23 protein-coding genes and 1 pseudogene are annotated in these 24,557 nt (G+C 72.7%); 12 read left to right on the top strand and 12 right to left on the bottom strand.

What is annotated here, in order from left to right; genetic code table 11:
- Window positions 1-125 precede the first annotated feature (125 nt).
- A complete protein-coding gene (locus EV376_RS22565; protein ID WP_130326302.1) occupies window positions 126-926 on the top strand; it encodes an inositol monophosphatase family protein in 801 nt (266 codons plus the stop codon).
- A gap of 103 nt (window positions 927-1,029) precedes the next feature.
- Here the strand turns inward: EV376_RS22565 and EV376_RS22570 are convergent, their stop codons facing one another.
- Window positions 1,030-1,755: a helix-turn-helix domain-containing protein gene (locus EV376_RS22570; RefSeq protein ID WP_130326304.1), complete on the bottom strand. Its 726-nt coding sequence runs from the start codon at window positions 1,753-1,755 to the stop codon at window positions 1,030-1,032.
- Between the two features lie 92 nt (window positions 1,756-1,847).
- On the opposite strand from EV376_RS22570, the gene EV376_RS22575 reads away from it, so the two are divergent.
- Complete coding sequence (locus tag EV376_RS22575) at window positions 1,848-2,285, top strand: hypothetical protein (RefSeq protein WP_130326306.1); 438 nt, start codon at window positions 1,848-1,850, stop codon at window positions 2,283-2,285.
- Window positions 2,286-2,590: 305 nt separating this feature from the next.
- Window positions 2,591-2,962 (top strand): metalloregulator ArsR/SmtB family transcription factor, encoded by a 372-nt coding sequence (locus EV376_RS22580; RefSeq protein ID WP_130326308.1) that lies wholly within the window; start codon window positions 2,591-2,593, stop codon window positions 2,960-2,962.
- Window positions 2,963-3,109: 147 nt separating this feature from the next.
- Here EV376_RS22580 and EV376_RS22585 read toward each other — a convergent pair whose 3' ends face one another.
- Window positions 3,110-3,538: a pyridoxamine 5'-phosphate oxidase family protein gene (locus tag EV376_RS22585; RefSeq protein WP_130326310.1), complete on the bottom strand. Its 429-nt coding sequence runs from the start codon at window positions 3,536-3,538 to the stop codon at window positions 3,110-3,112.
- A gap of 518 nt (window positions 3,539-4,056) precedes the next feature.
- On the opposite strand from EV376_RS22585, the gene epsC reads away from it, so the two are divergent.
- Window positions 4,057-4,608, top strand: coding sequence for a serine O-acetyltransferase EpsC (gene epsC, locus EV376_RS22590; protein WP_130326312.1), 552 nt, complete (start codon window positions 4,057-4,059; stop codon window positions 4,606-4,608).
- Window positions 4,609-5,538, top strand: coding sequence for a cysteine synthase A (gene cysK, locus EV376_RS22595; RefSeq protein ID WP_130326314.1), 930 nt, complete (start codon window positions 4,609-4,611; stop codon window positions 5,536-5,538).
- A gap of 48 nt (window positions 5,539-5,586) precedes the next feature.
- Here the strand turns inward: cysK and EV376_RS22600 are convergent, their stop codons facing one another.
- The 4 genes from EV376_RS22600 to EV376_RS22615 form a co-directional block, all read right to left on the bottom strand.
- Entirely contained in the window at window positions 5,587-6,051 is a 465-nt protein-coding gene (locus tag EV376_RS22600) for a hypothetical protein (protein WP_130326316.1), read from the bottom strand.
- Window positions 6,052-6,116: 65 nt separating this feature from the next.
- Window positions 6,117-6,578, bottom strand: a complete 462-nt coding sequence (locus EV376_RS22605; protein WP_130326318.1) for a putative zinc-binding protein — start codon at window positions 6,576-6,578, stop codon at window positions 6,117-6,119.
- A gap of 9 nt (window positions 6,579-6,587) precedes the next feature.
- Window positions 6,588-8,183, bottom strand: a complete 1,596-nt coding sequence (mdlC, locus tag EV376_RS22610; protein ID WP_130326320.1) for a benzoylformate decarboxylase — start codon at window positions 8,181-8,183, stop codon at window positions 6,588-6,590.
- Between the two features lie 78 nt (window positions 8,184-8,261).
- Window positions 8,262-9,425, bottom strand: coding sequence for a TIGR04053 family radical SAM/SPASM domain-containing protein (locus EV376_RS22615; RefSeq protein WP_486482918.1), 1,164 nt, complete (start codon window positions 9,423-9,425; stop codon window positions 8,262-8,264).
- 408 nt (window positions 9,426-9,833) lie between these two features.
- Here EV376_RS22615 and EV376_RS22620 point away from each other — a divergent pair, with 408 nt between their 5' ends.
- From EV376_RS22620 to narI, 5 genes are all read left to right on the top strand, one after another.
- Window positions 9,834-11,096, top strand: a complete 1,263-nt coding sequence (locus EV376_RS22620; RefSeq protein ID WP_130326324.1) for an MFS transporter — start codon at window positions 9,834-9,836, stop codon at window positions 11,094-11,096.
- A 213-nt stretch (window positions 11,097-11,309) separates the two neighbouring features.
- Window positions 11,310-14,957 (top strand): nitrate reductase subunit alpha, encoded by a 3,648-nt coding sequence (locus tag EV376_RS22625; RefSeq protein ID WP_130328809.1) that lies wholly within the window; start codon window positions 11,310-11,312, stop codon window positions 14,955-14,957.
- On the top strand, window positions 14,957-16,585 hold the full coding sequence (narH, locus tag EV376_RS22630) for a nitrate reductase subunit beta (protein ID WP_130326326.1): 1,629 nt from the start codon (window positions 14,957-14,959) through the stop codon (window positions 16,583-16,585). Before EV376_RS22625 ends, narH begins: the two co-directional genes overlap by 1 nt.
- Window positions 16,582-17,286, top strand: a complete 705-nt coding sequence (narJ, locus tag EV376_RS22635) for a nitrate reductase molybdenum cofactor assembly chaperone (RefSeq protein WP_130326328.1) — start codon at window positions 16,582-16,584, stop codon at window positions 17,284-17,286. Before narH ends, narJ begins: the two co-directional genes overlap by 4 nt.
- Window positions 17,283-18,032: a respiratory nitrate reductase subunit gamma gene (narI, locus tag EV376_RS22640; RefSeq protein WP_130326330.1), complete on the top strand. Its 750-nt coding sequence runs from the start codon at window positions 17,283-17,285 to the stop codon at window positions 18,030-18,032. The genes narJ and narI overlap by 4 nt, the downstream gene beginning before the upstream one ends.
- Here narI and EV376_RS22645 read toward each other — a convergent pair.
- From EV376_RS22645 to EV376_RS22670, 6 genes and pseudogenes are all read right to left on the bottom strand, one after another.
- Window positions 18,011-18,352, bottom strand: coding sequence for a carboxymuconolactone decarboxylase family protein (locus EV376_RS22645; RefSeq protein ID WP_130326332.1), 342 nt, complete (start codon window positions 18,350-18,352; stop codon window positions 18,011-18,013). The two genes, narI and EV376_RS22645, sit on opposite strands and share 22 nt — an antisense overlap.
- Window positions 18,353-18,465: 113 nt before the next feature.
- Window positions 18,466-19,506 carry an Acg family FMN-binding oxidoreductase gene (locus tag EV376_RS22650; protein WP_130326334.1) on the bottom strand — a complete coding sequence of 347 codons (1,041 nt, stop codon included), beginning with the start codon at window positions 19,504-19,506 and terminating at the stop codon, window positions 18,466-18,468.
- A 220-nt stretch (window positions 19,507-19,726) separates the two neighbouring features.
- A pseudogene (locus tag EV376_RS22655) lies at window positions 19,727-20,371 on the bottom strand (MFS transporter); the annotation flags it as partial.
- A 127-nt stretch (window positions 20,372-20,498) separates the two neighbouring features.
- The gene (locus tag EV376_RS22660; RefSeq protein ID WP_130326336.1) at window positions 20,499-21,212 is read right to left on the bottom strand and encodes a thioredoxin domain-containing protein; all 714 of its coding nucleotides are present in this window, start codon (window positions 21,210-21,212) and stop codon (window positions 20,499-20,501) included.
- A 22-nt stretch (window positions 21,213-21,234) separates the two neighbouring features.
- The gene (locus EV376_RS22665; RefSeq protein ID WP_130326338.1) at window positions 21,235-21,678 is read right to left on the bottom strand and encodes a hemerythrin domain-containing protein; all 444 of its coding nucleotides are present in this window, start codon (window positions 21,676-21,678) and stop codon (window positions 21,235-21,237) included.
- 159 nt (window positions 21,679-21,837) lie between these two features.
- Window positions 21,838-22,647, bottom strand: a complete 810-nt coding sequence (locus EV376_RS22670; protein WP_130326340.1) for a DUF2249 domain-containing protein — start codon at window positions 22,645-22,647, stop codon at window positions 21,838-21,840.
- 50 nt (window positions 22,648-22,697) lie between these two features.
- On the opposite strand from EV376_RS22670, the gene EV376_RS22675 reads away from it, so the two are divergent.
- Both EV376_RS22675 and EV376_RS22680 read left to right on the top strand, forming a co-directional pair.
- Window positions 22,698-23,408 carry a helix-turn-helix domain-containing protein gene (locus EV376_RS22675; RefSeq protein WP_130326342.1) on the top strand — a complete coding sequence of 237 codons (711 nt, stop codon included), beginning with the start codon at window positions 22,698-22,700 and terminating at the stop codon, window positions 23,406-23,408.
- Window positions 23,405-24,550: a hypothetical protein gene (locus tag EV376_RS22680; protein ID WP_130326344.1), complete on the top strand. Its 1,146-nt coding sequence runs from the start codon at window positions 23,405-23,407 to the stop codon at window positions 24,548-24,550. The genes EV376_RS22675 and EV376_RS22680 overlap by 4 nt, the downstream gene beginning before the upstream one ends.
- The last annotated feature ends 7 nt before the right edge of the window (window positions 24,551-24,557 follow it).

The following is a 24,557-nucleotide window of genomic DNA, read 5'->3' on the forward strand; positions in this document are numbered from 1 at the left end:
AAAATCCTCATACCGGTCCCCCGTCCGGCAGCGAACGACCACTCGATGGTGATCGATGGACCGCGTCACGCTATCACGTCACGGGTGCGCGCCGGGGCGGCGACTGAGCGGGCTAATCTGCATTCATGGTGATCACTGACGAGGAACTGGCGATCAGCGCCGCGGAAGCCGGGTCCGCGGTGGTGCGGGCCCGGTTCGGCGCCCGACTCGAACGGGTGCAGAAGTCTCCGCGGGACTTCGCCACCGCGGCCGACATCGAGGCCGAGCGGGCGATCGTCGAGCGGTTGCGCGCCGCCCGGCCGCGGGACGCGGTGCTCGGTGAGGAAAGCGGCCGCACGGGGGCTGACCACACCGCCCGGGTCTGGCTGGTCGACCCGCTGTGCGGAACGCTGAACTACGCCGTCCGCAGCACGCTCGTCGCGGTCAACGTGGCACTGTGGAGCGCGGCCGGCGTCGTCGTGGGGGCCTCCGCAGACCCGTTCGCCGACGAGGTCTTCTGGACCGCCGGGGAGAAGGCGTACGTTCGTCGCGGCGGGGTGGACGAGGAGCTGACGCCGTCGGCGGAGTCCGGCCTGGTCGACGTGAACCTGGACCCGCCGTTCCCCGGCGACCCGCCGTTCCGGGCGGTCCGGCTGTTGGCCGAGCCGGGCTTCGCCGCCCGGTTCCACCCCCGGGTGGTTTCGACCTCCCTCGCCATGACCTGGGTGGCCGCCGGTCGTCGAGCGGGGTACGTCTCGGACGGCCACGCCCGCGACAGCGTCCACTTCGCCAGTGCGGTGGCCCTGTGCCAGGCGGCCGGGTGCGTGGTCAGCGGTCTGCGCGGTGAGCCGCTGCGCGACGGCGTACCCGGGCTCGTCGCGGCGGCGGACCACGAGACGCACGCCGCGCTGCTGGCCCTCATCGCCAAGCAGTTCTCCGCCCATTGACGCGCGCGTCAGTACCAGACCGCCCACTCCCCGCACCGCTGGTCGTCCCGTCGCGGGACGGTCAGACGGCCCGCCGGCCGGGTGTCCCCACCCGGCCGGCGGCTCAGCCGCAGATCTTGACGCAACAGAAGCCCGGTAGCGGCGCGAGTTCCACCATCAGCCCGGTCAGGTCGAGTCCGTCGACGACGCCGCCGATGAGGGCGAGGTTCATGCCGCAGACCAGGTCGATGTGCTTGGCTGCCAACTTGTCGAACGGGCAGTTCGCAAGGCGGATCTCCCGGTCGGAGACGCGCGGCTCGTAGCCGTGCCGAGCCAGCACTCGCGCCGCGCGTACCAGATTGTCATCGCGGTCGCCGTCGCGGACCACGGTCGAATCGGCGCCCGGGGCGGCCTCGCTCTCGGCCGCGGCCGCCGCGGCGATGCGCCGGCCCTCCTCCGCCGCGGCGTCCCGCACGGCGTCCGCGATCGGCACCGCGTCGTTCCACGACCGGTCGATGGCCGTCGCCAGCACGTCGCCGGCCAGGTCGTAGCGACGTTCGGGCAGGGACACCGAGAGCTGCCGGGATGAGCGCCGGTACAGCTTCGACGGGCGGCCCGCGCCCGGGCCGGTCCGCCCCGACAGCCGGCGGAACTCGACATCGAGGAGGCCCTCGTCGACCAGCCGGTCGAGGTGGAACTTCACCGAATGCACCGGCAGGTCGACGGCGGCCGCCGCCTGCTCGCGGCTGACCGCGTCGGGCTGCGCCGCCACGTACAGGTAGAGCGCGCGACGGGCGGGCTCCAACAACGCACCGACCCCGGCGACCTGCTCGGCAAGCTCGTCCGACACGACCAGTCCTTTCTAAAAGAGAATCCTATTGACGAAATCTTCGCAGCGGCTCTAAAGTCAAGACTACTCTCCTTTAGAGCCGGGAGGTCGTCATGACCCACACGCGTTCCGCTGCTTCATCACCAACCGCCCCACCAGTCGGCGCGAACGACCACGCCCATCAGGCATTCCTCCTGCTCCGCACGGTCTTCACCGTCGCTCCGATCCTCTTCGGCCTGGACAAGTTCTTCGGGCTGCTCACCGACTGGGAGGGGTACCTCGCTCCCTGGATCAACGACATCGTCCCCGGTGACGCGCACCAGGCCATGCTCGCGGTGGGAGTCGTGGAGATCCTCGCCGGCATCCTCGTCGCGATCAGGCCCTCGATCGGCGGCTACGTGGTCGCCGCCTGGCTGCTCGGCATCATCGTCAACCTCGTCAGCATGGGCGAATACTTCGACATCGCGCTCCGCGACTTCGGACTGCTCGTCGGCGCGCTGGCGTTGGCGAGACTGGCCTCGCTCCCCTCTCTCCGCGGCGAGCGGCACTAGGCCGCGCGGTGCTGTGGTCGAACTGCTCCTGACGGCCAGGATCGGTCGTCCACGGCGGGGTGCCGGCCGTGCCCGGGATCGAGCACGGTCGACACCTGTCCCCCCGCCGGATCAGCATTCCGCGGTGCGGGGCCTCCTGCCGAAGCCGGCTCGGCGCGGCGCAACCGCGCGCCGAGCCGAGGCCCGACACCCGCCCATCCGGCGGCGCGGGGCACGGCCCAGGACCGGCCGACCGGCTCGCCACCCGCAATCTGACGGTGATCTGGTCCGGGTTCCACCGACCTATCGATGGTGTTGGTGTAACCATGGACGACGTGCCAACTGCCAAAACAGCCACACCTGCCGTCTCTCCACTCGCTGGCGAGCCGATCAAGCGCGCGGACGCCGAGCGGCTCGCGGGAGTCCTGAAGGCCTTCGCCGACCCGGCCCGGCTGCGACTGCTCAGTCTGATCCAGTCCTCCCCCGAGGGCGAGGCGTCCGTCAGTGACCTCACCGCGCCGCTCGGCCTGTCCCAACCGACCGTCAGTCACCACCTTCGGATCCTCACCGAGGCCGGACTGCTCGAACGCGAGAAGCGCGGCGTCTGGGCGTACTACCGCCTGGTGCCGTCCGCGATCGCGGCGATCGCCGACCTGCTGACGCCGCCCCGCAAACGGGCGACGAAGCGGGCCCGCTGAGCCGCCCTGCCGAGGACCGCCGGCAGGGCTGAGGTTGCGATCATCCGCCGGGCTACGCCAGGTCCAGACGACGCGAGGCGATGGCGGAGATTCGTCCGGATACGAAACCGGTACCGGACGAACCTCCGCCCTGCCGGACCGCCGCGGTCAACCGCCGGCCGTCTCGCCCGCGTCGACCAGCCGGTAGCCGGCCACGATGTGCGGCTCGATGCGGATCACGCAGTCCATGGCCATGGAGATCCAGGGCCGCAGCACCCGCGCGTACCGGGCCACCTCGCGCGAGTCGGCGACCAGGTGTGCGACGCCGGTGACGACGACGCTCCAGCCCAGCCGGTCGACGGGGTCTATCATGTCGGCCTCGTACGCCACCACCATGCCTTGCCCGGAGCCCACAGCCGAGGCCAGCCCTCCGCTCAGGTGGCTGCGGATGATGACGGACCCCTCGTCGAGGATGTGGTTGACCGGCCGGATCGCCGGCAGCGCCTTGTCCGTGAAGACGATCCGGCCCAGGGAGACGCTGCCGAGCAGCGTGAGGCACTCCTCGGCCGACAGTTCCCGCAGGTTCCGCGACGTCACCGGACCATCATCGAGACGCCGTTGAGCTGCCGGGCAGAGCCGAAGGTCCCGACCCGTGCCATCGGCCGGAGCCCGACCTCCAGGCGGGCTCTTCGTCCCGGGGGACGGCGCGAGCACCCGGTTACCCCGACGCCGGCGGGCCGTGCGGCCCTGCGCAGGGGGGTTTTCGCGCAGCAGGATGAGCGGAGATCCGTGGTGAGGAGATGACCTCGTGCGACGACTGCTGCTACCGGAGTTCCCGGTGACCGGTCGGCTCCCGGCCCGGCGCGAGGCGACAGCGCAGGCCGTCGGGCACCCGGGGCCGCTGTCCGGTCCGCCACGGCTGGCCGGGTGCCGGTTCGCCGTTCCGATGAGCGGCGCACATGTTCGACGGGTCTTCGACGAACGGTGTCGGGCGGCCTGACCCGCCGCCTCCTCGCCGCCCGTTGGTGCGGGCAGGTGCCACGAGGTGTGCCGGTCCGCCGGCCCCCGCCTGCTGGCTGGACGCGTCCGCGCCGGCCCCCGTCCCGGGACACCGCATGTTCGACGACATCCGCGCGGCCTACCGCCGAGATCCCGCCCTGCACGGCCTCCGCGCCGTGGAGGTGCTGCTCTATCCAGGGCTGTGGGCGGTGTGGGTTCACCGCGTCAGCCACTTTCTGTACCGAGGCAGGGTTCCGCTGCTGCCGCGAATTCTCAGCCAGGTCACCCGACTGTTGACCGGCATCGAGATCCACCCGGGCGCGCGCATCGGGCGACGGCTGTTCATCGACCACGGTAACGGCGTCGTCATCGGCGAGACCGCGCGTGTCGGTGACGACGTCACCCTGTACCACGGCGTGACCCTCGGCGGTGCCGGCTGGTGGGCGGACGCCAAGGGTGCCCGTCGCCACCCGACGATCGGTGACCGCGCGGTCATCGGCGTTGGAGCCTCGGTCCTCGGCCGGATCCGGGTCGGCGACGACGCCCGCATCGGTGCCCACTGTCTCGTCCTGCACGACGTGCCGCCCGGCGCCCGGCTACGCAGCCCGGCCGCGCGAGCCTTCTTCGATACGGGCGGCAGCACCCCGACCAGCTTCAAGGAGAAGTAGATGATCTATTCCGACGTGACCGCGCTGATCGGTCGTACGCCGCTGGTGCGGCTGGACCGCGTCGCCGCGGACCTGCCGGTCACGCTGCTGGCCAAGCTGGAGTCGGCCAATCCTGGCGGCAGCGTCAAGGACCGGATCGCGCTCGCCCTCGTCGAGGCCGCCGAAGCCAGTGGCGAACTGCGCCCGGGCGGGCTGATCGTCGAGGCGACGAGTGGCAACACCGGGATCGGGCTGGCCATGGTCGCGGCCGCCCGAGGTTACCGGCTCATCCTGACGATGCCGGCGAGCATGAGCCTGGAGCGGCGGGCACTGCTGTCCGCGTACGGGGCGGCGATCGTCCTCACCCCGCCCGAGGCGGGCATGTCCGGCGCGGTGCGTCGGGCCTGCGAGATCGCGGACGCCGAGGGTGCCTGGCTGCCCCTGCAGTTCGACAACCCGGCCAACCCCGAGATCCACCGGCGCACGACCGCCGAGGAGATCTGGGCGGACACCGACGGCGAGGTGGACGTGATCGTCAGCGGGGTCGGCACGGGCGGAACCCTCACCGGCGTCGGGCAGGTGCTCCGGTCCCGCAAACCCGACGTGTGGGTGGTCGCGGTGGAGCCGGCCGAGTCGCCGGTTCTCTCCGGCGGCAGCGCCGGCCCGCACGGCATCCAGGGGATCGGTGCCGGTTTCGTGCCGGAGGTGCTCGACCCCACCGTGTACGACGAGGTCGTCCAGGTCAACGTCGAACAGGGACAGGCCGCCGCCCGTCACCTCGCGCGCACGGAGGGCGTCCTCGCGGGCGTCTCCAGCGGTGCGGCGCTGCACGCCGCCCGCACTCTGGCGGCCCGTCCCGCATACGCCGGGGCGACGATCGTGGTGGTGCTGCCTGACACCGGCGAGCGGTACCTCAGCACGGACCTGTTCTCGCCACCCGACGTGACCTGACCCGCACCGGTGCCGGACGCCCGCCGTCCGTCACCGGTCGTCGCCCGGTCAGGACAGCTGCGTCGCCAGGGCGACGAACACCGCGCCCAGCAGCACCACGACGCCGCCAAGCCCGATCACCAGCAGGCTCACCTGCCATGCCTGGTATGCCCCGAGCAGGGCCCCACGCAGGGTCTCCCCCATGAATGCGGTCTGCCGGAGCTGCTTGAGCCGCTCGTCGTCGCGCCCACTCGTCATGCACTCCTGCGCGATCTCCGAGTACGTGCGGCCACCGGTCGCCTGTGCCACATGCTCAGCGATCAGGTCGGAGTAGGCCCGGGCCTGCGTCCCGGTACGCACCGCGGCGTCGGCGTACCGGGTGAGCGGAGCGGGCAGGCCTCGCGGCGGGAACGATATCCGCTGCTTGGCCAGCTCGTGGGAGACGGTGAGCCGGCCCCGGACGCCCTGGACGATCATGACGGGGCCGGCGGCGAGCAGCAGCGTTCCGGCGACGAAGAGCACGAGGGTGGTCATGTCGACCACCCTGCCCGCCGGTGCCGGAGCAGCGCAGAGGCCCAGGTCCCGAAGCGGCCCGGGACTCAGGTCCTCGGATCGCCGGTTTTCGCGGCCCGGCCGGGGGTCGGCTCCGTCGCGGCCCGGGTACCGACGGCGCGAGCGGCCTCCGTCACCACCGGCACCAGCCGGGCCAGGTCCGCCTCGTCCGGATCCACGTGCCGCCGTTTGCGCACACCGTGCTCGCTGAGCACGACGTGCGCGTCCGGACGTAGATCGTGCCGGCGCAGGGTGGCGCTCACGCAGACCAAGGCGCAGCCGTCCAGTGCCACGATCGGGCGTCCGGAACGGGCCAGCCGCAGCAGGGGCGCCACGTCGCCACCCAGGCCGGCGATGCACGACATCTCCGCCACACCCAGCCGGTCCAGTCGAAGGGCCAGGGCGTTGGCGAGCTGGGCCGCGCTGGAGCAGCCGGAACACGAGTAGACGACGGGTCGGTCGGCGCGCCGGGCCCCGCCCGTCGGACGCGGCTGAGCGCCGGAATCCACCACGGCCCCTCACCAGTGGGTCTCGGCGGGACCGCTCACCCGCGCCTCGACGAGGGTCGGAGCGGGACGGGCGAGCGCCTCCCGCACGACGGCGGCCAACTCCCCCGCCCCCTCGGCCCGGACCGCCGTCACGCCGTAACCGCTGGCCAGCGACACCGCGTCGATGCCGGGCACCTGCAGGCCGGGAACGCCGGTCACCCCCAGGAACTCGCAGTAGTCCTCGAGCACGGCGTAGCGGTCGTTGCGCAGCACCACCACCGTCAGCGGCGCCGCATGCCGGGCGGCGCTCCACAGCGCCGGGACGGCGTACTGCAACGCGCCGTCACCGACCACCGCCACGACGCGCCGGCCGGGATCAGCCAGCTGCACTCCGACCGCCGCGGGAACCCCGAAACCGAGGCTGGCACCGGCGGGGCTGTAGTAGCTGCCCGGCCGGGAGAAGCGGACCTGATCCTGGCAGTCGCGCATGTTCGACACCGATTCACAGACCAGCACCCCGTCCGCGGGCAACACCCGGGCGATCGCCGCGTACGCCCCGGCGGCGGTCAGCGGGCCGGTCGAGCGCACCGGTTCCGGCCCCGGGCCCGGCGGGGGCGCCGGCCGATGGCCGCGGGGAACCTCGCGGGCGAGCATCGCCAACGCGGCCACCGGATCGGTCACGACGGCCTCCCCGTATCCGGCCCGGGCCGCCTCGGCGGGGTCGTCGGTGAGCAGGACCAGTTCCGCGTCGGCGCTCAGGAGCTGACCGGGGACGTGCGGGTAGTACCGGAACGCCGCCGCGCCGGCCACCAGGATCAGGTCGTGTCCGCGCAGCGCCTTGCCCAGCCCGGCCTCGGTCGGCGGCAGCACGCCCTGGAAGGCCGGATGCCTCGTGGGGAAGCCGCAGCGCGGCTCCAGCGGTGCCCAGTGCACCGGGAGCCGGCGACGTTCGGCGAGCGCCACCGCTGCCGCCCAGCCCGCCGGGCTGTCCAGTCCCGCACCGACGAGCAGCACCGGCGAACGGGCCGCGTTGAGCCGGGCGGCGAGCCGGTGGACGAGGTCGGGGCTGGGCACGGACGCCACGGTGACGCGCCGGTCGGCGAGCACCCGTACGGTCGCCTCGTCGACCTGAGCGGACCAGTCGTCCATGGGCAGGGAGACCAGGACCGGTCCGCGCGGCGGCAGGGTGGCCAGGTGGACCGCCCGGGCGAGGACGGCCGGTATGTCCTGCGGTCGGGACGGCTCGGCACTCCACTTCACCAACGGTCGGGGCAGCAGGGTCGGCTCGGGGTTGGCCAGCATGGCCGGCCCGGCAAGGAGGGCCCGGACCTGCTGCCCCGCGGTCAACACCAGCGGGCTGCCGGCCGCGGCGGCGTTGACCAGTGCGCCCATCGCGTTCGCCACGCCGGGAGCACTGTGCAGGTTGACCAGGACGGGCCGTCCGGTGGCCTGGGCGTAGCCGTCGGCCATCCCGACCACCACGCCCTCCTGCAGCCCGAGGACGTAGCGGAAGTCGCTGGGGAAGTCGGCCAGCATCGGCAGCTCCGTCGAACCCGGGTTGCCGAACACAGTGGTCAGGTCATGGGAGCGGAAGATGTCGAAGGCAGCCTGTCGCACTGAGATCATGGTTGAGCCTGACCCGGCGAATCGGGCGGTGGCAGCGCCGTAGGTCCCGGGCCGTGGGAGACCAACGGCCGTGGCCGGTCACGGTTTTCCGGGGAGAGACAGCTCCTCCTGGTGGGGGAAGGACCTGGGCCGGTAACCGCAGGCCGGCTCCTCGGCCCAGATGTCGCCGGTGACGGCGTACGCCCGGGCGCGGGATCCGCCGCAGGCGGCGCGGAACTCGCAGGCACCGCAGCGACCGCCGAGCCGGGCCGGGTCGCGCAGCGCCGTGAACAGCTCCGAGTGGCGGTAGATGTCCACGAGCGATCGCTGCCGCACGTTGCCGGCCGGCACCGGCAGGAAGCCGCTGGGGTGCACGTCGCCGCGGTGGGACACGAAGACGAACCCGTTGCCGGCGCTCACCTGCAGCGGCGCGCGCCGCACCCGGTCGGCGCGACCGGTCAGTCCGCGCGACTCGATGTCGTCGCGCAGTTGCCGGTACAGCTTCCCGAGGCCGAGGACGCGGACGTGGTCGTCGCCGCGCCGGGCCAGCACCTCACGTTGCAGGCAGACTCGGCGGAAGTGATGTGCCTCGGTGGTCTTGACCGCGATGGTCTCACCAAGGTCGTACAGCACGTTGAGCACGTCTTCGGTCTGGGCGGCGTCCAGGCTCTGCAGCGCCTGCCCTCGACCGGTCGGGACCAGGAAGAAGACGCTCCAGAGCAGAGCGCCGCGGTCGCGGACCTGCGCGGCGATCTCTGCTAGGTCGTGGACGTTACGCCTGGTCACGGTGCTGTTGATCTGGACCTTGAGGCCCAGGTCGGCGGCGTCGCGCCAGGCCCGCATGGTCAGGTCCCACACCCCGGGTACGCCCCGGAAGCCGTCGTGCCCGGCGGCGGTGGCCGCGTCGAGGCTCAATGAGACCGCGCGGGCGCCGGCGGCGTGCAGGGTGGCCAGCGCCGGGCGGGTCAGGGTGGGTGTGCCCGAAGGCGAGACCGACACGGGCAGGCCGAGCTCGGTTCCCCGCCGGACCAGGATCTCCAGATCGGGACGCTGGAACGGATCCCCGCCGGTGATCACGAACAGCGGCGCCGGCCGCCCGAACGCGGCGATCTGTGCCATCAGGGCGGTGGCCTCGTCGGTGTCCAGCTCCGCCCGGTCCCGGTCGGGGCGGGCGGAGGCCCGGCAGTGCAGGCAGGCGAGCGGGCACGCCTGGGTGGCCTCCCAGATCACGATGAAGGGGCGGTCCCCGACATCCTGTCTCAGCGTCCGGACCGGCCTGCCTGGCGTCCTGCGCGGTGCCTCCTGCTGACTCGTCGTCGGGCTCTGCGTCACGACCACGACGCTGGCCCACGGCAACTGCCCGGACCAGGGACCGTCGGCACCGGGGTCGTGGGCCGGAAGACCCACGACGATCGCTGACCCTGGCCGACCCCCTGCTGGCCGCGCTCACCGGGGCGGCCCCGACAGCTTCGCCGTCGTCGCCCCGGGCCGGCGGACGTGCGGCCCCGGTGGGCCTGCTGCGGCCGGCCTGGCTCGAGCACCGGAGGCCCCCCGCCTCCGGGACTTCCGACCCTGACCGCTGCGGTTCGGGTGGATCACGCTCGTGACGAGCTTGGCGAAGGCCGCCGACGCTCGTACCGATCCACACCGCTGTTGCCGATGGAGACTGCGATGAGCACGAACCGCGACCGTGAGCCGACGCCGATCCGGCCGGCCCAACCCCCGGCCCGCGCCGCCGACGCCGCCCTTCAACTCACGGTCGCGACCTTGGGATTCCTGGTCAACTTCTGGGCGTGGGCACTGCTCGGACCGCTCGGCCCGGGCATCAAGGAACGGCTGGGACTCAGCTTCACCGCTCAGTCACTGCTCGTCGCGGTGCCGGTGGTGGTGGGATCCCTGGGCCGGATCCCGGTGGGCGCCCTCACCGACCGCTACGGGGCTCGCGCGGTGTTCCCACTCGTGACCGTGGCCACCATCGTGCCGGTGCTGACGCTCACCGTGGTCTCGTCGTACCCGGCCCTGATCGTCGCCGGGTTCTTCCTCGGCATCGGCGGCACCGCCTTCGCCGTCGGGGTTCCGCACGTCTCCACCTGGTATCCGCCGGCCCGACGCGGTTTCGCCATCGGCGTGTTCGGCGTCGGCATGGCAGGCACGGCGATCGCGAACTTCACCACCGTCCCGCTCGCCGAGGCCTTCGGCGAGTCGGCACCGTTCCTGCTCGTCGCCGCGGTCCTCGCCGCGTACGCGGTGCTGTCGGTCCTGCTGCTGCGGGACGCGCCCGGGCGGATCCGTCCCGCCGTCTCGCCGTGGCGCCGGCTGGTGCAGGTCAGTCGGCTCACCGTCACGTGGCAGCTGTGCTTCCTCTACGCCGTCGGCTTCGGCGGCTTCGTGGCCTTCAGCGTCTACCTGCCCGCGTACCTGCGCACCACCTACGGCCTGAGCCCGACCGACGCGGCCCTGCGCACCGCCGGTTTCGTGGTGCTCGCCGTCGCCGCCCGGCCGGTCGGCGGCTGGCTGTCCGACCGGCTGCACCCGGTGCCGGTGCTGGTCTGGTGCTTCTCCCTGGTGGCCGTACTCGCCGTGGTGCAGGCGTTCGAGGCGGCCCTCCTGCCGGTGGCCACCGTCGCCCTGCTCGGCATGGCGGCCCTGCTCGGCGCCGCCAGCGGCGCCGTGTTCGCCCTGGTCGGCAAGGTCGCCCCCGCCGAGCAGGTCGGCTCGGTCACCGGGCTGGTCGGGGCGGCCGGCGGCCTCGGCGGGTTCGTTCCGCCGCTGATCATGGGGTGGGTCTACGGCGTGCAGGGCACCTACACGGTGGGCCTGATGCTGCTCTCCGACGTCGCACTGGCCGCCGCCGTGTTCACCGCGGTCAAGATGGCCGGGCTCGCCAAGCGCACCGCCCTGGCGGGCGCACGGCCGGCCGCGGCCGGCCGGTGACCCCGGCGCCGTGACCGGATCGGGACGTTGGTCCCGGCGGCCCGGGACGGCCGGCACCTGAACCATCCGAATCTTCCGCGAAGGCTGGAAGCCGCCGGAGGTACGGCCCCGACGTGACAACCACGCGGGTGCCGGGCCACTCATGAAGGAGCGACAGTGTCACCACGCCCACGGCAGGACCCGACCACCCCCTCGACGGACGCGGTGCCCGGCATGGCGCCCCTGCTGGCGGCGCGCCGCTTCCTGACCCGGGAGACCGTCGGGGACCACGGGCGCACCCTGCACCAGGTCGACGCGAACGGGTGGGACTCCTTCTACCGCGACCGGTGGCGCTACGACCGGGTCGTCCGTTCCACGCACGGCGTCAACTGCACCGGCTCGTGCTCCTGGAACGTGTTCGTGAAGGACGGGCTCATCACCTGGGAGCACCAGGCCACCGACTACCCGACAACCGGGCCGGACGCGCCCGACTACGAACCTCGCGGCTGCCCGCGCGGCGCCTCGTTCTCCTGGTACGAGTACTCCCCCTCACGGGTGCGTCATCCCTACGTCCGCGGGGTGCTCGTGAACATGTTCCGGGAGGGCCTGCAGCGCCTCGGTGACCCCGTCCTCGCGTGGGCCGACATCGTCGAGGACCCGGCGAAGGCGCGGGCGTACAAGAGCCAGCGCGGCCGGGGCGGCTTCGTCCGCGCCAGCTGGGACGAGGCGATCACCATGATGGCCGCCGCCCACGTCTACACCACCAAGCGGTACGGGCCCGACCGCGTCGTCGGGTTCTCACCGATCCCGGCGATGTCCATGGCGTCGTTCGCGGCCGGCACCCGCTACCACGCGCTGCTGGGCGGCACCCTGCTCAGCTTCTACGACTGGTACGCCGACCTGCCGATCGCCTCGCCGCAGATCTGGGGGGACCAGACCGACGTTCCCGAGGCGGGTGACTGGTGGAACGCCACCTACCTGATGATGTGGGGCTCCAACATCCCGGTGACCCGAACGCCGGACGCGCACTTCCTCGCCGAGGCCCGCTACCGCGGCACCAAGGTCGTCGCGGTGAGCCCGGACTACGCCGACAACGTGAAGTTCGCCGACGACTGGCTCGCGCCGCACCCCGGCACCGACGGCGCCCTCGCGATGGCGATGGGGCACGTCATCCTCACCGAGTTCTTCCGCGACCGCCAGGTGCCCTACTTCACCGACTACGTCCGCCGGTTCACCGACCTGCCCTTCCTCGTCACCCTCCGGCGAGGCGACGACGGCGGGTGGGCGGCCGACCGGTTCCTCACCGCGCAGGACCTCGGCGACGGTGACCCGACGGCGGCGCACAAGACGGTGCTGCTCGACGCGCGTACCGGACAGCCCGCCGTCCCGAACGGGTCGCTGGGGTTCCGCTACGGCGAGCCGGGCGCCGGCCGGTGGAACCTGGACCTCGGGGACGTGCTGCCCGCGCTCGGCCTGCTGGAGCACACCGACGACACGGTGGCGGTGGACCTGGCCCGGTTCGACGTCGGCGACACCGAGGGCGGGTCCACGATGCGCCGCGGCGTTCCCGTCATGCGGGTCGGGGAGCACCTCGTCACGTCCGTGTTCGACCTGGTCATGGCCCAGTACGGCGTACGCCGGGGCGATCTGCCGGGCAGCTGGCCCAGCGGCTACGACGACCCGGGCGAGCCGAACACGCCGGCCTGGCAGGAGCGGATCACCGGGGTGCCCGCCACGGTGGCCGCCCGGATCGGCCGGGAGTTCGCCCGCAACGCCGAACGCAGCCGCGGCCGCTCGCTGATCGTCCTCGGCGCCGGCGCCAACCAGTGGTTCCACTCCGACATGACCTACCGGGCGTTCATCTCGCTGGTCACCCTGACCGGCTGCCAGGGCGTCAACGGCGGCGGCTGGGCCCACTACGTCGGGCAGGAGAAGGCCCGACCGCTGACCGGCCAGCAGCACATGTCGTTCGCGTTCGACTGGCAGCGGCCGATGCGCCACCAGGCCAGCACGCCCTTCTGGTACGTGCACACCGACCAGTGGCGCTACGAGCGGGTGCCCGCCGACGAACTGTCCTCACCGCTGGGCACCGGCCGGTTCGCCGGCATGGCCTTCGCCGACACGGTCGCCGCCGCGCAGCGGATGGGCTGGAGCCCCGGTCACCCCGCGTTCAACCGCAACCCGCTGGACCTGACCGACGAGGCGGCCGCGGCCGGCCGGCCGGTGCGGGAGCACATCGTCGACGAACTCCAGGCCGGCCGGCTCAAGGGTGTGGCCGAGGACCCCGACGACCCCGCCAACTTCCCCCGGTGCCTCACCCTGTGGCGGGCCAACCTGCTCGGCTCCTCCGGCAAGGGCAACGAGTACTTCATGCGGCACCTGCTCGGCGTCGAGTCCCTGGCCAGCGCCGAGGAGTGCGACCCCGACCACCGGCCCCGGGACGTCGCCTGGCGGGAGCCGGCCCCGACCGGCAAGCTCGACCTGCTCACCGCGATCGACTTCCGCATGACCAACACCGGCCTGCACGCCGATCTGGTCCTGCCCGCCGCCACCTGGTACGAGAAGCACGACATCTCCACGACCGACATGCACCCGTTCGTGCACGCGTTCAGTCCGGCCGTCGAACCGCCGGCCGACGTGCACACCGACTACGACGCGTTCCTCGCCCTGGCCGACCGGGTCAGCGAGCTCGCCGCCACCCACCTCGGCGTACGGCGGGACGTGCTGGCCGTGCCGCTGCAGCACGACACACCCGACGAGCTGGCCATGCCGGGCGGGCGGGTCCGCGACTGGCGGGCCGGCGAGTGCGAGCCGGTGCCCGGCCGCACCATGCCGAAGCTCGTCGAGATCGAACGCGACTACACCCTGATCGGGGCCAAGATGCGGGCCGTTGGCCCGCTGCTGGACACCCTGGGCACCACCACCAAGGCACTCACCGTCGACGTCACCGCCGAGGTGGCGTACCTCAGGCACGAGAACGGTGTCGTCGCCGACGGGCCGTTCGCCGGGCGGCCGTCCCTGGCCACCGCCGACCGCATGTGCGAGGCGATCCTGGCGCTGTCCGGCACCACCAACGGCCGGGTCGCCGCGGCCGGGTTCGCCGCCCTCGAGGAGCGCACCGGCCAGCGGTTCCGGGATCTCGTCGAGGGCCACGAGAACGACCGGATCTCCTTCCCGGACACCCAGTCCGCGCCGCAGCCGGTGTTCACCAGCCCGGAGTGGTCCGGCTCCGAGAAGGACGGACGCCGCTACTCGCCGTTCACCCTCAACGTCGAACGGTCGAAGCCCTGGCACACGCTCACCGGCCGGCAGCACTTCTTCGTCGAACACGACTGGGTCGCCGAACTGGGTGAGCAGCTGCCGGCCTTCCGCCCGCCGTTGAACATGGCCCGCCACTTCGGCAAGCCGGGGGAACTCATCGACGGTGGCGTGACGGTGAGGTTCCTGACCCCGCACGCCAAGTGGTCCGTCCACTCGATGTACCACGACAACGAACTCATGCTCGCCCTGTCGCGCGGCGGTCCGGTCATCTGGATGAGCGTCGAGGACGCCGCCAAGATCGGCGTGCGGGACAACGAGTGGATCGAGGCACACAACCGCAACGGCATCGTGGTCGCGCGTGCCGTGGTCAGCCACCGCATGCCCGAGGGCACCGTGTTCCAGTACCACTCGCCGGAACGCACCGTCAATGTCCCGAAGGCCGAGAAGAAGGGGCGCCGCGGCGGCTACCACAACTCCCTGACCCGGCTGCTGGTGAAGCCGACCCACCTGGCCGGCGGGCACGCGCAACTCACCTACGCCTTCAACTACTACGGCCCGATCGGCAGCCAGCGCGACGAGATCACCGTCATCCGCCGCCGGTCGCAGGAAGTGGAGTACTGATGAGGATCCGCGCGCAGGTCGCCATGGTGATGAACCTCGACAAGTGCATCGGCTGCCACACCTGCTCCGTGACGTGCAAGCAGACCTGGACCAACCGGGAGGGCACCGAGTACGTCTGGTTCAACAACGTCGAGACGAAGCCGGGCATCGGCTATCCCAAGCACTACGAGGACCAGGAACGCTGGAAGGGCGGCTGGGTCCTCGACGGCAAGGGCCGGCTGACCCTGCGGTCCGGCGGCCGGGTCAAGCGGCTCACCAGGCTGTTCGCCAACCCCGACCTGCCCACGATCGACGACTACTACGAGCCCGCCACGTTCGACAAGGACATCCTCGTCAGCGCACCGGCCGGGCTCACCGACACCCCGGTCAAGCGGCCGTACTCCGCGCTGACGGGTGAGCCCGTGTCGGTGCAGTGGGGCGCGAACTGGGAGGACAGCCTCGGCGGCGCCCACGAACGCGCCGACCGGGACCCGAACATCGCGCGGATGCCCGTCGACGCCGCCGCGAAGGTCAAGTTCGAGTTCGAGAAGACCTTCATGTTCCACCTGCCGCGCATCTGCGAGCACTGCCTCAACCCGGCCTGCGTGTCCGCCTGCCCGTCCGGGGCCATGTACAAGCGCGAGGAGGACGGCATCGTCCTCGTCGACCAGGACCGGTGCCGCGGCTGGCGGATGTGCGTGTCGGCGTGCCCGTACAAGAAGGTGTACGTCAACCACGTGACCGGCAAGGCGGAGAAGTGCACGTTCTGCTTCCCCCGCATCGAGGCCGGCCAGCCCACCATCTGCTCGGAGACCTGTGTGGGACGGCTCCGCTACCTCGGCATCGTCCTGTACGACGAGGACGCCGTCGCCGCCGCCGCGTCGGTCCCCGACGAACACGACCTGCTCGACGCCCAGCGTGCCGTCTTCCTCGACCCGCACGACCCGGCCGTGCAGCAGGCCGCCCGCGACGCCGGCATGCCCGAGGAATGGGTTGACGCGGCACGACGCTCACCGGTGTGGCGGCTCATCAGCGAGTACCGCATCGCCCTGCCGCTGCACCCGGAGTACCGCACCCTGCCCATGGTGTGGTACGTGCCGCCGCTCTCCCCCGTCCTCGACGCGGTCGGCGCCGCCGGTCGCGACGACACCGACGCCGACGACGTCTTCCACACCATCCGCGACCTGCGCATCCCGGTCGAGTACCTGGCCGAGCTGTTCACGGCCGGCGACGCCGACGCCGTCGCCGGGGTACTGATGAAGCTCGCCGCCATGCGCTCCTACATGCGGGCCCGCACCCTGGACGGCACCGTCGCCCAGGAGCTGCTCGACAGCATCGGGATGACCGCCGACCAGGTCGAGGCCATGTACCGGCTGCTGGCGATCGCCAAGTACGACGAGCGGTACGTCATCCCCAAGGCCTACAGCACGGACGCCGCCGCGCTCGAGGCGCAGGCCGCCGCGCACGGCGACTGCTCGCTCGACTGCGCGGGCGGCCCCGGCATGGGCGGGGAGAAGGCCGCCGTCGTCGAACAGTTCCACCTCGTCGACGGCGACGCCGGTGTACGCCCCGGCCGGCCCGGCCTGCTGTCCCGTCGCCGTGACGGCCGCATCGGCCTGTCGATCAACCCACTGCGAGGTACGTCATGACCGCCGCCGCCCTCGTCGAGAGTCGTCCGGTGCCCGCCGCCGAACGCGCGAAGCTGTTCCAGCTCGCCGCGCTGCTGCTGACCTATCCGGACAGCGACCTGCTGCGGGCCGGCGACACCCTCGCGGCGGCCGCCGCGCGGATCGAGCACCCGCACCTCCGCGCGCTGCTCGACGAGTTCCTCACCTGGCTGCGTACGACCGAACCGGTCGAGGTGCAGCAGCACTACGTGCAGACGTTCGACCTGCGTCGCCGCTCCGGCCTCTACCTCACCTACTACCTGCACGGCGACACCCGCAAGCGCGGCATGGCCCTGCTGATCCTCAAGCAGCGCTACCGGGCGCACGGGCTCCGCCTGGCCGACGGCGAGCTGCCCGACCTGCTGCCGGTCGTCCTCGAGTTCGCCGCCGCCGTCGGCCCCGGCGACGGGGAGGCCCCGCTGCGCCAACACCGCCGCGGCATCGAGCTGCTCCGCGCCGCGCTGACCGACCTCGACACCCCGTACCGGCTGATCCTCGACGCGGTCACCTACGTCCTGCCCGAACTCACCGACGCCGACCGCGAAGCCATCGCCGCGTTGGCCGTCGACGGCCCGCCGGTGGAGGCAGTCGGGATGGAGCCGTACGGTGCCGGCCCGCCGGCGCCCGACGGCGCCGCTCTCGCCCCCTACCCCACCTGCCGCACGCCGGAGGCTCCGCGATGACCACCTTCCTCTGGATCGTCCTGCCCTACCTGTGCCTGGCGGTGTTCGTCGCCGGTCACGTGTGGCGGTGGCGGCACGACCAGTTCGGCTGGACCACCCACACGAGTCAGCTGCTGGAGAACCGCCTCCTGCGCCTCGGCTCGCCACTGTTCCACCTCGGGATGCTCGGCGTCCTCGGCGGACACGCGATGGGCCTGCTCGTGCCCGCCGCCGTCACCGAGGCGGTCGGGATCTCCGAGCACACCTACCACGCCGTCGCCGTCTGGGGCGGCACGGTGACCGGCACGATGCTCGTCGCCGGGCTCGCCCTGCTGATCGCTCGCCGCGTCGTCAACCGCCGGGTCCGTCGCGCCACCAGCACCATGGACAGAGTCCTCTACGCGGCGCTGGCCGCCATGGTCACCCTCGGGATGACCGCCACCGTGGCGACCAACCTGCTCGGCGGCGGGTACGACTACCGGGAGACCATCGCGGTGTGGTTCCGCGGGGTCTTCTATCTGCAGCCGGACGCTGAGCTGATGGCCGGTGCGCCGCTGGTCTACCAGCTGCACGCACTCGGCGGGTTCCTCCTGCTCGCGTTGTGGCCCTTCACCCGCCTCGTCCACGTCTGGTCGGCTCCGATCGCGTACCTGTGGCGTCCCTACGTCGTCTACCGCCGGCGCCGGGGCGCGGCGCCCACCGCCCCTCCCCCGCCCGCCGCCGTGCGGCAGGCACCGCTGCGTCGTCAGGTGGACGCGGGGTCCTGACCGGGCTGTGCCGCGGCGACGTCCTCGATCCAGGACAGGGCGGCGATGGCCGTCGGGAATCCGCAGGTCGTGATGGCGTTCAGCGCGACCCCACGGACCTGGTCGAGGGTGGCGCCGTGCGCCAACGCCTTGCGGACGTTGGAACGCACGGCGCCCTCCGCCTGCGCACCGATGGCGAGGGCGAGCGTGATGAGCCGGTCGGTGCGGTCGTCGAACGGGTTGCGGTCGCGCACCGTGCGGGCGAGGGCGCCCTGCGCGTCGGCGACCTCGGGGAAGCGTTCGAGAAACTGCCGGTAGATGGTGGGCAGGTAGTCAGCCACATGTCCTCCAGCCTGGTCTGCGGTGGGCCTGCCCGAAGCGTACGGGCGACGGCGCCGGTGGCTGGCGAGGTCGACGCACCGGTAGCCGCACGGTGCCGGTCCGACTGGCCCGATCAGCTGTCGTCGTGGCCCGGATGGTCGGCTACCCGCACCACGTCCGGGCCGGGACGGCGTGATGCGAGGGCCGTGGCCGGTGGCTCGGCCGCGGGGACGCCGATCCGCACGACGAGTGCCGGGTGGCCGTCGGTGAGCAGCTCGCGCAGCAGCGACCGGGACGCCGGGACCTCGACGAGGTCGGTCATCGGTGACGTGGACAGGCCGTGAGCGGTCGCCGTCAGGAGCAGCGCGGACAGCGCTTCCCCGGCGGTGAGCCAGTCAGCGGGTCGGTCGCCGGCGGTCGCCACCACCGCGTAGCTGGCGTGCCGATCGCCGACGGGGGGCGGGTCGGCGGTGACCGACGTCTTCGCGTGTGCGAGGAAGTCCCGCAACGGCACCGGCCGGAGCGCCGGTGGCGCCGCGGTGGCGGCGGGCACGCCGTCGCCGCTGCTCGCCGGACGGTCCACCCAGCTGGCCAGGGCGCTGCGGTAGGACGGATCCGCCAGCTCGGTCGCGGCGGCGTGCCCGGCCGCGACGGTCAACGCGAGAAGATCGTTCTCCGCCGGGATCACCAGGCTCGCTCCGGCCGCCTCGACGACGCGGCGCAGCTCGTCCAGGACGTCGGCGGCGACCGGATGATCGGCGAACGGCCGCCGGTCGGTGCGGCGCGCCGCGATGGCCCGGTACAACCGAAGTGTCTGCGGAGTCGGCGCCCCCGGCGCCGCGAGGGTCGCACCGGCCAGCAGGTCCGGTTCGGCCGCGTCCGGCAGGTACCGCACCGACGCCGTCCAGCCGGCCACCGCGAGGCTCAGGCGCAGGTGGTGCAGCGCCGCACCGCAACTGAGTACCAGCAGCCGCCCGTCCGGGTCGATGGGCCGGATCTGCCGGCTGCGGTCCGCCCACAGTTGGGCTACGCCGCGGCTGATCCGCCACCGCCACGGCTGGGAGTTGAACACCGACGGCGCCCTCGTGGCCACCAAGGCCGCCTGCGCCAAGGCGCGGTTGCCCCGGCCGATCGGTCCCGCAGGGTCCGGGTCGGCGGTCTGAACGGCGGCCATGGCGCCTCCCGATACATCGACGACGATGGGCCGGGCCTCGCCCGAGTGTGCTTCCGCTTAACCGCCCGGTGCAGGGTCGTTGGACCCGAACGGGTGAAGTCACATCGATGGGGCGGGCCGGCGTCGGCTCCGCTGCCTGCCACCGTTGGTGGCATGCGAAGGCGACGGCCCAGACCTGCGGGCTGTCGGCGGGCCAGTTGCGACCGGGAGCGGTATCGCCTCAGTGGGACGGTGACGTGGCGGCGTCGGGGCGGCGGGTGAGGCCGCTCATCCTGATGGCGGTGTAGACAGCCGCCGCGAGCGCGACGTCGGACAGCAGCATCAGGCCGATGGCGTAGGAGCCTTCGAGGCCGTACACCCAGCCCATGATCAGCGGAGGCACGAAGCCGCCGAGGCCCCCGGCGGCACCGACGACGCCGGTGACGGTACCGACCTTGTCGGCGGGAGCGACCTTGCCCACCAGGGCGAACACGCCGCCACTGGCGGCGCCGAGCAGCGCGGCCATGCCGAGGAACGCGACCGTGGCGACCGGCATGAGGGGCGGTTGGAACGCCTGGGCGACGGCGAACACGGCGGTGCCCGCGAAGCACCAGACGAGCACGGGTACCGGGTGGAGACGGTCGGACAACCAGCCGCCGACGGGTCGGGCGACCACAGCGAGGACGACGAACCCGGCGGTGCGCAGCGCGGCGTCGTTGGTGGTCAGTCCGTAGACGGTGCTCAGGTAGGCGGGCAGGTAGACGCTGAAGGCGACGAAGCCGCCGAAGCCGACCGCGTACAGGAAGCACAGCTGCCAGGTCACCGCGAGCCGACCGGTCTCGACGGTACGCGCCCATGCGGAACCGGCGGAACGCTGTCGGTTCGGCACACTGGCATTGGCGCCGCTCACCGCCGGGCCCGGCGTTACTCGCCAGGCTCGGCTCCCGTCGCCATCGGGGAAGGTGAAGTGCGGTGGGTGACTGTCCGGCGGCCACCGTGCGTAAGGGGACCGGTCAGGGCCGGTCGACGGCGGCGGTCAGGGTCTGCGCGGTGGGGCGCTGCAGTTGGCGGCCGTTGACGAAGACGGTGGGCGTGCCGTTGACGCCGCGTTTGCTCATCGCGTCGGTGACCTGCGTGACCCAGCCGGCGTAGCGGTCCTCACCCAGGCACTGCGCGAACTCCTCCCGCGGCAGCCCCGCCGCGACAGCGAGGTCCACGAGTCGTTCGTCGGTGTGTCCGGGACCGCCTTCGGCGGGCTGCGCGGCGTACAGCGCTTGGGTGTACTCGGTGATCTTGCCGGCGTCGGCGGCGCAACCGGCGCCAGCGGCGGACCGGGAGGAGTACGCGTTGCTGGAGTACCGGTCGAGGATCGCCACCGGATGGTAGACAAGGGTGATCCGGTTGTCCGCCACCAACTGCTCGAGCGTGGTGCCGGCGTCTTCTTCGAACGCCCGGCAGGCCGGGCACAGGTAATCGAGGTAGAGCTCGACCGTCACGGGGCCGGAGCCGACGGTGAGGCCGGTGCGATCGGCGGTGGCCATCGCGGGCACCGCGCGGCTGCCATCAGGCCGCTGGGCGGAGGAGACGGCGAATCCGACGAGCCCGGCGGCGACCAACGTCCCGGCAGCCGCGGCTGAGATCCACGCGGTACGACGCCGACGGCGTTCACGTGCCAACTGTTCGCGGATCACCCGCGCGGCCTGCTTCTGACCAACCCGCTTGCTCACCTGTCGCCCTCCTCGTCGCTGTCTAGGCCGCCGCGGTGGGTTGCTGCGGGGTCAGCCGGTCCCAGGCCGGAATCGGCAGGGCGATGACCGCGGCCGGGAACAGCCCGTGCTCCTCGTTGTCGATGTGCCGGTGCAGCCGGTCCAGGGCGGCCAGCACCGCCGGCCAGTCCGGTGCCGCGCGATCGACGGCGCCGAGGACACCGTGGATGTCGTCGTGCTCGTCACAGAGCCGGTCCACCGCTTCGGTGAGGCTGCCCTCGGCGCGCAGCTCGACGAACAGACCGCGCTCCTCGACGTCGGTGTGCGGCGTCAACAGCGCGAGCAGCTCGTCGAGCCGGACGACGGGGTCACCGACGCCGGAGGTGATCGCCGTGCGCAGCCGCCCGGCGGCGTTGGCGATCGCCTCGTGTTCGGTGGTCAGCTGACCGATCAACGGGAACTCCCGGCAGCCGCAGTAGTTGCACATGACCGATCTCCCGACGCTGTCGTGGTGATACATCCAGCTTGCCCCGGAAAACCCCGGCTCAGTAGGGCCGTTGGGCCTGCGACGGGCCGCCCGGCCACGACCGGCAGAGCAACCCGACCATCGCCGGGGCGGCGCAGTCACCACCCCGGCGATCGAGGGTCAGGCCGCGACGGGCGCCCGGTGCAGGCGGATCTGCCAGACGTCCGGGCCGTTCTGCAGCCACTCGGCGGTTACCTGCCCGGCGTAGCGGGCGTCGATCTCGGCCAGCAACGGCCGGGGCGCGTGCGGGGCGACCAGAACCATGGCCCCGTCGGCGGGCAGGGCGTCGATCGCGGCCAGGACGCGGGCGTGCCGCTCCCGGTGGGGTACGTCCCGCACGTCGAGCCGGGGGTCGATGGCCAGCAGCGGAGCGTCGGCCGCCACGCTCGCGGCGTCCCCGCCGCAGCCACATTCGCCACCGCCGCCGCAACCGCCCGCCGGCGAGCCGGTCTCGGCCCCGATGATGTCGTGCATGCCGTCGAGCAGCCCGGCCAGTGACACCGTGTCGGCGGCGACCAGCAGGGGCACGACGAGGTCGTTCTCCTTGGCCAGGTGGGTGGCGAAGACCGCCTGCAGCGCGCGGGCGGTGGCCGCCGCCACCGTCGGGGAGCTGGTCTCGGCCAGTTCGTCGACCAACGCCGCGATGACACGGTGCTCGCCGAGCATCCCCTCCACCAGCAGCTTGCCCTCCAGCAGGCCGGCGGCGGCCGGATACAGGGCCGCCTCCTCGGCGTACGCGTGCGGCAGCAACTCGCCGCGCAGCCAGGTCACCAGCTCGTCGCGGCACACCCACACCGGCGGCTGGACGCCGGTGTCGACGGCGTCGACCAGGCGCGCGACGTGCCCGGTCAGCGCGGCGGCCAGTTCGCTGTGGTGGCGCACCACCGAGCGTGCGGCCTGTTCGTCGGCGACGAGGTCCGACTGTGACATGAGACCCTCCCAGGGTTTCTACGTCGTTTGACGTTGTAACGTTATTCGACGTGGAAACTCCGCGGAAAGGCCCGAGCGGGGAGACGATCGACACTCCGCAGCACCGGGCGTTGGGTTCGGCCAGTCGAGTGGCGATCCTGCGCCTGGTTCGAACCGCCGACGGCGGCGTGACCGCGGCCGAGGTCGCCGCGCGTACCGGGCAGCACCTGTCCACCACACGCGCGCACCTGGACCGGCTCACCGAGGCCGGGCTGCTGGTCAAGGCGCGCGCCAGCGGCGGAGGGCCGGGCCGTCCGCCGTGGCGGTACCGGGCGTCGGCCGCCGATCCGGCCCCGGCGCCCTACCGGGCTCTGGCGGCGGCGCTGCTCCACCACCTCTCCCACGCCGGCGGCGACGTCCGGGCCGCCGCCGCCCAGGTCGGCCAGGGATGGGGCCGGCAACTGGCCGACGCCGCCCCGCCCAGCGACGATCCGGTCGACGCGGTCACCGCAGTGCTGGACGGGTTGGGCTTCAGCCCACGGCGACAGCCGACCGGGGACGGCGGCGCCGCGGAGGTGCACCTGCTGACCTGCCCGTTCCTGGAACTGGTCGGTCAGAACCCCGACGCGATGTGCGGGCTGCACCTCGGCGTCGTCCAAGGGGTCCTGCAGCGCGACGGTGCGCCCGACGGGTGGGTGGCGCTGGAGCCCTTCGGCGCGCCGAGCGCCTGCGTCGTACGTCTGCCGTTCCCGACGGCGCGAGCGGCCGGGGAGCAGTCATGAGCCACTCGACCGGGGTGCCCGTGCGGTGGCGGCTGCCCGTCCTCGCGGCCGCCGGCGTCGCGCTGCTGGCCGGCCTGTACGCGGGCCTGCTGCTGCTCGGCACGCCCGTCGCCGCACCGCCGGTGGCGGTGGAGCAGGTGCACGGGCCGCTGATGGTCCTCGGCTTCGTCGGCACGTTGATCGCGCTGGAGCGGGCTGTCGCGCTCGGCACCCGGTGGGCGCTGCTCGCCCCGGCCTGTTCCGGGCTGGGCGGGCTCGTGCTGTTGACCAGCGGGCCGAGCCTGGCCGGGAAAGGGCTGCTCATGGCGGCGTCGGTGATCCTGCTCGGGGTCTACCGGGCGCTGTGGCGCCGCCAGCCCGGCGCTGCGCTGCTCGCCCAGGCCACCGGCGCGTTCGCCTGGTACGCGGCCACGCTGCTGTGGCTGGCCGGCTACCCGGTCGTCGAGACCGTGCCGTGGCTGGCGGCGTTCGTCATCGCGACCATCGCCGGCGAACGCCTCGAGTTGGCGCACGTCGCGCTGCGCGACCCGTACGCCGAGCGTTGGTTCCTCGTCGCGCTGGCCGCCCTGCTGGCCGGAGCCACGGCGGCCACGCTGTGGCCGGCGGTGGGTGCGCACCTGCTCGGCGCGGGTCTGCTCGCGGTCACGGCGTGGCTCGCGATCGTCGACGTCGCCCGACACACCGTCCGGGCGCGGGCGCTCCCCCGCTACGTCGCGGTGGGCCTGCTGGCCGGCTACGGGTGGCTGGCGCTGGCCGGTGTGCTGTGGGCCGGCGCCGGACCGGCTTCGGAGGGCCCCCGGTACGACGCCACCATGCACGCGGTCTTCCTCGGCTTCGTCATGTCCATGATCTTCGTGCACGCGCCGGTGATCCTGCCCGCGGTGCTGCGCCGGCCCCTCCCCTACCACCGGGTGCTCTACGTGCCCCTCGTCGTGCTCCACATCTCGCTGCTGGTCCGCGTCGGCCTCGGCGACGTCGCCGGCCTGGAGCAGGTGTGGCGCTGGGCGGGAGTCGCGAACGTGGCCGCGGTGCTCGGCTTCGTCGCCTGCGCCGTCGCCCTGTCGCTGCGGCATCGGCGGTCGGCGCGGACCACGCCGTCGCCGTCCTCGAGCAGGCAGCGCCTCGCTGCGGGTGTGTCGTGATGGCCAC

Source organism: Micromonospora sp. CNZ295 (assembly GCF_004217535.1).

Bases quoted from the DNA above. Each gene is read 5' to 3' on its own strand.
- EV376_RS22625 (WP_130328809.1), top strand. From the start codon at position 11,310: ATGGCGCCCCTGCTGGCGGCGCGCCGCTTCCTGACCCGGGAGACCGTC.
- EV376_RS22620 (WP_130326324.1), top strand. From the start codon at position 9,834: ATGAGCACGAACCGCGACCGTGAGCCGACGCCGATCCGGCCGGCCCAA.
- epsC (WP_130326312.1), top strand. From the start codon at position 4,057: ATGTTCGACGACATCCGCGCGGCCTACCGCCGAGATCCCGCCCTGCAC.
- EV376_RS22680 (WP_130326344.1), top strand. From the start codon at position 23,405: ATGAGCCACTCGACCGGGGTGCCCGTGCGGTGGCGGCTGCCCGTCCTC.
- narH (WP_130326326.1), top strand. From the start codon at position 14,957: ATGAGGATCCGCGCGCAGGTCGCCATGGTGATGAACCTCGACAAGTGC.
- narI (WP_130326330.1), top strand. From the start codon at position 17,283: ATGACCACCTTCCTCTGGATCGTCCTGCCCTACCTGTGCCTGGCGGTG.
- narJ (WP_130326328.1), top strand. From the start codon at position 16,582: ATGACCGCCGCCGCCCTCGTCGAGAGTCGTCCGGTGCCCGCCGCCGAA.
- EV376_RS22665 (WP_130326338.1), bottom strand. From the start codon at position 21,678: ATGTGCAACTACTGCGGCTGCCGGGAGTTCCCGTTGATCGGTCAGCTG.
- EV376_RS22580 (WP_130326308.1), top strand. From the start codon at position 2,591: ATGGACGACGTGCCAACTGCCAAAACAGCCACACCTGCCGTCTCTCCA.
- EV376_RS22600 (WP_130326316.1), bottom strand. From the start codon at position 6,051: ATGACCACCCTCGTGCTCTTCGTCGCCGGAACGCTGCTGCTCGCCGCC.
- EV376_RS22565 (WP_130326302.1), top strand. From the start codon at position 126: ATGGTGATCACTGACGAGGAACTGGCGATCAGCGCCGCGGAAGCCGGG.
- EV376_RS22650 (WP_130326334.1), bottom strand. From the start codon at position 19,506: ATGGCCGCCGTTCAGACCGCCGACCCGGACCCTGCGGGACCGATCGGC.
- EV376_RS22575 (WP_130326306.1), top strand. From the start codon at position 1,848: ATGACCCACACGCGTTCCGCTGCTTCATCACCAACCGCCCCACCAGTC.
- mdlC (WP_130326320.1), bottom strand. From the start codon at position 8,183: ATGATCTCAGTGCGACAGGCTGCCTTCGACATCTTCCGCTCCCATGAC.
- EV376_RS22670 (WP_130326340.1), bottom strand. From the start codon at position 22,647: ATGTCACAGTCGGACCTCGTCGCCGACGAACAGGCCGCACGCTCGGTG.
- cysK (WP_130326314.1), top strand. From the start codon at position 4,609: ATGATCTATTCCGACGTGACCGCGCTGATCGGTCGTACGCCGCTGGTG.